Source organism: Pseudoalteromonas sp. Z1A6 (genome assembly GCF_011378745.1).
Lineage (GTDB): Bacteria > Pseudomonadota > Gammaproteobacteria > Enterobacterales > Alteromonadaceae > Pseudoalteromonas > Pseudoalteromonas arctica.
Genome location: NZ_WTKW01000325.1, coordinates 1 through 4,685, shown reverse-complemented (window position 1 = coordinate 4,685; position 4,685 = coordinate 1). Strand labels below are relative to the sequence as shown.

Sequence of the window (4,685 nt, the reverse complement as noted above, 5' to 3'; positions counted from 1 at the left end):
ATCTGCGGTTTACCGTAGGCTTCTCGGTACATGCCGAGCCTGCACAATAGTAGACGAACAGAAACCCTGGTATAAAATTTATCGGCTCAGGGACTTAACTAAGCTCCGGTACCCCAGGGAACAATTTAAGTATATAAGACATAATCCAATCCTTAAACCCCAAACGTAAAAAATTAAACCGTTCGCTTAGTTTTTCCGCACCTTTAACTCATCATTTACTTTATCGCATGGTTTTTGAGCTTGATCATACAATTAATTGGAGTTGCTTTTTATCGAGTGGTAGCATTGCCTTAACTTGCAAAGCGAAGATTCGATTATGAACGATTTACCCGATTACGAAAAAGCTCAACTGCTTTTAGAAAAAAACGAAATATTTGTATCACCTGCCGAAGCGCATGGTGTGATTAGTGGTTTACTTGCGTGTGGTTTAACCATTGACGACAAAGAATACTTAGGCCTTTTGAGCGATGTGTTTAACGATGGTGAATCGTTTAGTAACGATTTAAAGCAGTTTTTTGGCACTATTTATAAGCAAGTAGTCGCGAGCTTTAATGATGATGAATTTCAGTTTGATTTATTTTTACCAAGCGACGACGAAACACTCATCGATCAGGCTAATGGCCTCGTATCATGGGTAGCGGGTTTTATGCTTGGTTTTGGTTTAAAGCAAAAAGACTACGGTAAACTATCGAGCGATGTTAAAGAAGTTATTACTGACTTTAGCGAAATCACTCGCCTAGATACTACTTTTGAAGAAACCGAAGAAGACAGCCAAGCGCTGCACGAAGTGATTGAATATGTGCGTGTATCAGCACTACTTTGTTTTGCAGAGCTTGGTAAAGAGCAAAGCACGCAAAGTACTAAAAAAACACTTCATTAACTTTTAAAAAGCAAAACGGGTTGGTTAATAATGGTTGAAGTACAAAAGTCAGAATTTAAAGCACGTCGCGAGCGCTTACTTGCTCAAATGGATGAAAATAGCGTTGCTATTATTCCCGCTGCGAGCGAAGTGACGCGCAGCCGCGATACCGAATATGCGTTTAGACAAGACAGCGACTTTTTTTACTTAACTGGCTTTAACGAACCCGACGCTGTTTTAGTACTGTGTAATAACAGTGATGCACCCAGTACTTTATTTTGCCTAGATAAAGACAAACTAGCTGAAATTTGGCATGGCCGCAGAGTTGGCTTTGATAAAGCTAAAAGTGACTACCTGTTTGATGAAGCTTACCCACTCAGTGAATTAAACGATAAGCTGCTAGATATACTAAATGCAAAAGATGCTATTTATTTTGCACAAGGCGCCTACTCTTCATTTGATACCAAAGTGTTTTCGTTACTAGGTACACTTCGAAGTGGCTCTCGAAAAGGGCTCAAAGCACCGAGTACTTTAAAAGAAGTACGTGGCCTTATTCATGAAATGCGTTTGTTTAAATCGCCAAGCGAGATAGATGTTATGCGAGAAGGCTGTGAAATTAGTGCGCGAGGGCACATGCGCGCTATGCGTTTTTCACATGCTGGAGCTACTGAATTTCAGCTAGAAGCTGAGCTACATCATCATTATGCTATGAATGGTGCGCGGCACCCGGCGTACGGCACAATTGTTGGCAGTGGCGACAACGCTAATATTTTGCACTACACACAAAATAGCGATGTATTAAAAAATGGCGACCTAGTACTTATAGATTCGGGTTGTGAGCTACAAGGCTACGCTGCTGATATAACGCGAACTTTCCCCGTAAATGGAGAGTTTAGCGAGCCTCAAGCCGCGCTTTATAACATTGTACTTAAAGCGCAAGAAGTTGCTTTTGATGAAGTTAAACCCGGTGGTTACCTGTCGCACGCCAATAAACTAGCAATGGAAGTAATGACCCAAGGTTTACTCGAACTAGGTATTTTAACCGGCGACTTTGACGAGCTAATGGCAAAAGGTGCGTGTAAAGAATATTACATGCACGGGCTAGGGCATTGGCTTGGTTTAGATGTACATGATGTTGGCGATTATAAAGTAAATAACGTTGAGCGAGCATTTGAGCCGGGTATGGTACTCACCATAGAGCCAGGGCTTTATATAAGCGAAGACTCAAGCGCACCGCAAAAATACAAAGGCATTGGTATTCGTATCGAAGATAACTTGTTAGTTACCGAAACCGGCCATGAAAACTTGACCCTAAGCGTACCTAAAAAAATTAGCGATATAGAAGCACTTATGCAAAGTGCTAAAAACGTATAAAGCTCGGAGAATCTAGTGACTAAGCAGTTTGATGTAGTTATTATTGGCGGTGGTTTAGCGGGAGCAAGCTGCGCATTAAGTGTGGCTAAAACTAATCCCGCGTTAAATATTGCCGTTGTAGAAGCTAATCAAGTAACTGGCGATTACCACCCAAGCTTTGACGACAGAAGCATTGCACTTGCTCAGCAATCGGTAGAGTATTTACAAAGCCTCAATTTATTTGAGCAAAATGCCCCTTACACCGCAGCAATCAAAAAAGTGAGCGTGTCTGATAGAGGCCACTTTGGCAAAGCGCACATTAATTGCGATGAATTTGCTAAGCCCTCACTTGGTTACGTAGTAGAAGTAAATCCATTTGGCAGAGCGCTCCACCTGCGTTTAACGCAGTCAAATATTACGCTTTTGTGCCCCGATAGCGTAACTGCCATCGAGAAAACTCTGCATAGCAATACACTCACCCTACAAAGCGGCGAGCAATTAAATGCAGCACTATTGGTTATTGCTGATGGCGCACAATCACCAACACGCAATTTACTCGGGCTTGGTTTTAATACCCTGCCTTATGAACAAGGCGCTATTATTGCTAATGTAGAAGTGGCTGGTGGGCATAATAATCATGCCTTTGAGCGCTTTACACAAAACGGGCCTATGGCGTTATTACCCATGAGCAATAACCGTTATTCGTTAGTGTGGTGTATGCGCCAAGAGCAGGTTAAACAGCACATGGCACTCAGTGAACAAGATTTTTTAAGTGCCCTGCAAAGCGCGTTTGGTTATCGCGGTGGTCAATTTACTAAAGTAGGTATGCGCACGAGTTACCCGCTCGTTTACGGGCAAGTTGAGTCTTTAACTGCGCACCGTACAGTGGTTATTGGTAATGCTGCACATGCTATTCATCCTATTGCAGGGCAAGGTTTTAATTTAGGCCTTCGCGACGTACAAGTACTTAGTAATTTAATAGCAAATAGCCAACACGATTTAGGCAGCTATGCGTTTACACGTGAATATTCAAAAAAACGCAGTGATGATATAAAAACCGTAATGAGTTTAACCGACGCACTTGTTAGGCTTTTTTCGAATTCATCGCGAGTGCTCGCATTGGGGCGCAGTATTGGGTTGTTTTCGATGGATTTATTTCCCGCATTAAAAGCGCCATTAGCTAAACAGTTAATGGGGCAAGTTAAACAAGGTAGGCGTTTATGAAGCAAGCACAGGTTTGTATTGTAGGTGGCGGCTGTGTAGGGCTAACACTAGCACTTGGATTGGCAAAAGCCGATATAAGCGTAGTTGTACTAGATAGCGCACCGACACAAGCGTTACCAACTGACGAATATGGTTTGCGCGTAAGTGCGTTAAGCATTGCAAGTCAAACCTTGCTTGAACAATTAAACGTATGGCCCGAAATTATCGCACAGCGAGCGTGCGCTTATACACATATGGATGTACGTGATGCCGACAGCTTTGGCAAAATAGCGTTTAATAACGAGCAACTTGAGCTTGAACATTTAGGCCATATTGTTGAAAACGACATTATCCGCTTTGCGCTTATAAAAGAGCTAGAGCAACAAAGTAGTGCAACACTAATGTTTGATACACAGTATCAGCAAATACATCAAAGCGAATCTGATGTATTTATAACACTTAAAAGCGGCGAGCCAATTATTGCAAAACTGCTGGTGGCGGCTGATGGTGCAAATTCAGCTATACGTAAACAATTTAATATGGCGCTTAGCTTTAAAGATTACGATCACCATGCGCTAGTCGCGACAGTTAAAACTGAAGAGCAACATGCAAACACCGCACGCCAAGTCTTTTTACCAACAGGGCCACTCGCGTTTTTACCATTGAGCGATGAGCATACTCATTCAATTGTGTGGTCTACCAGCCCCAATCATTGTGATGAATTATTAGCAATGGACGACACCGCCTTTAATAAAGCCGTAATGGCTGCAATAGATGGTCAATGTGGCCTGTGTGAAGTGCAAAGTAAGCGCGCGGCTTTCCCACTTAAAATGCGCTACGCCCAGCAATGGGTTTCAGGCAAAGTGGTACTCATTGGCGATGCTGCACATACAATCCATCCACTTGCAGGGCTTGGTATGAACCTAGGCCTAAAAGATGCGGCTTATTTAATTGAGCATTTAACAAGCGATAGCAGCAAGGAGTTTGCAAGCACTCGCACACTGCGCGATTACGAGCGCACTCGTAAGCTCGATGCACAAAAGCACATCGCTATGATGCAAGGGCTAAAAGAGTTATTTGAAGGTGCAAACCCAGTTAAAAAACTTATTCGTGGAGTAGGGCTATCATTAGTTGATAATCTTGGGGCAATCAAGCACCTGTTCGCCAAAGAAGCGATAGGAAAGTAACGTAGGTTGGGAAGAGCGAAGCGAAACCTAACGAAAAAAAGTAGCTAGTTATTCGCTTTTACTAAAAAAACCGATGTTTAATT

General features: G+C 42.6%; 4 protein-coding genes and 1 other RNA gene. 4 read left to right on the top strand and 1 reads right to left on the bottom strand.

Going from position 1 to position 4,685, the window contains the following annotated elements; genetic code table 11:
• Positions 1 to 123: non-coding RNA, 6S RNA (gene ssrS, locus GQR46_RS16365), on the bottom strand; the annotation flags it as partial.
• A gap of 193 nt (positions 124 to 316) precedes the next feature.
• Here ssrS and GQR46_RS16360 point away from each other — a divergent pair.
• From GQR46_RS16360 to GQR46_RS16345, 4 genes are read left to right on the top strand one after another with little or no spacing between them, the layout of a single operon-like run.
• Positions 317 to 880: a UPF0149 family protein gene (locus GQR46_RS16360; RefSeq protein ID WP_007587323.1), complete on the top strand. Its 564-nt coding sequence runs from the start codon at positions 317 to 319 to the stop codon at positions 878 to 880.
• A gap of 30 nt (positions 881 to 910) precedes the next feature.
• On the top strand, positions 911 to 2,233 hold the full coding sequence (pepP, locus tag GQR46_RS16355) for a Xaa-Pro aminopeptidase (protein WP_165741539.1): 1,323 nt from the start codon (positions 911 to 913) through the stop codon (positions 2,231 to 2,233).
• Between the two features lie 15 nt (positions 2,234 to 2,248).
• Positions 2,249 to 3,436, top strand: a complete 1,188-nt coding sequence (gene ubiH, locus GQR46_RS16350) for a 2-octaprenyl-6-methoxyphenyl hydroxylase (RefSeq protein ID WP_165741537.1) — start codon at positions 2,249 to 2,251, stop codon at positions 3,434 to 3,436.
• A complete protein-coding gene (locus GQR46_RS16345) occupies positions 3,433 to 4,602 on the top strand; it encodes an FAD-dependent monooxygenase (protein WP_165741535.1) in 1,170 nt (389 codons plus the stop codon). The genes ubiH and GQR46_RS16345 overlap by 4 nt, the downstream gene beginning before the upstream one ends.
• Positions 4,603 to 4,685: the final 83 nt, after the last annotated feature.

Bases quoted from the DNA above. Each gene is read 5' to 3' on its own strand.
- GQR46_RS16360 (WP_007587323.1), top strand. From the start codon at position 317: ATGAACGATTTACCCGATTACGAAAAAGCTCAACTGCTTTTAGAAAAA.
- pepP (WP_165741539.1), top strand. From the start codon at position 911: ATGGTTGAAGTACAAAAGTCAGAATTTAAAGCACGTCGCGAGCGCTTA.
- GQR46_RS16345 (WP_165741535.1), top strand. From the start codon at position 3,433: ATGAAGCAAGCACAGGTTTGTATTGTAGGTGGCGGCTGTGTAGGGCTA.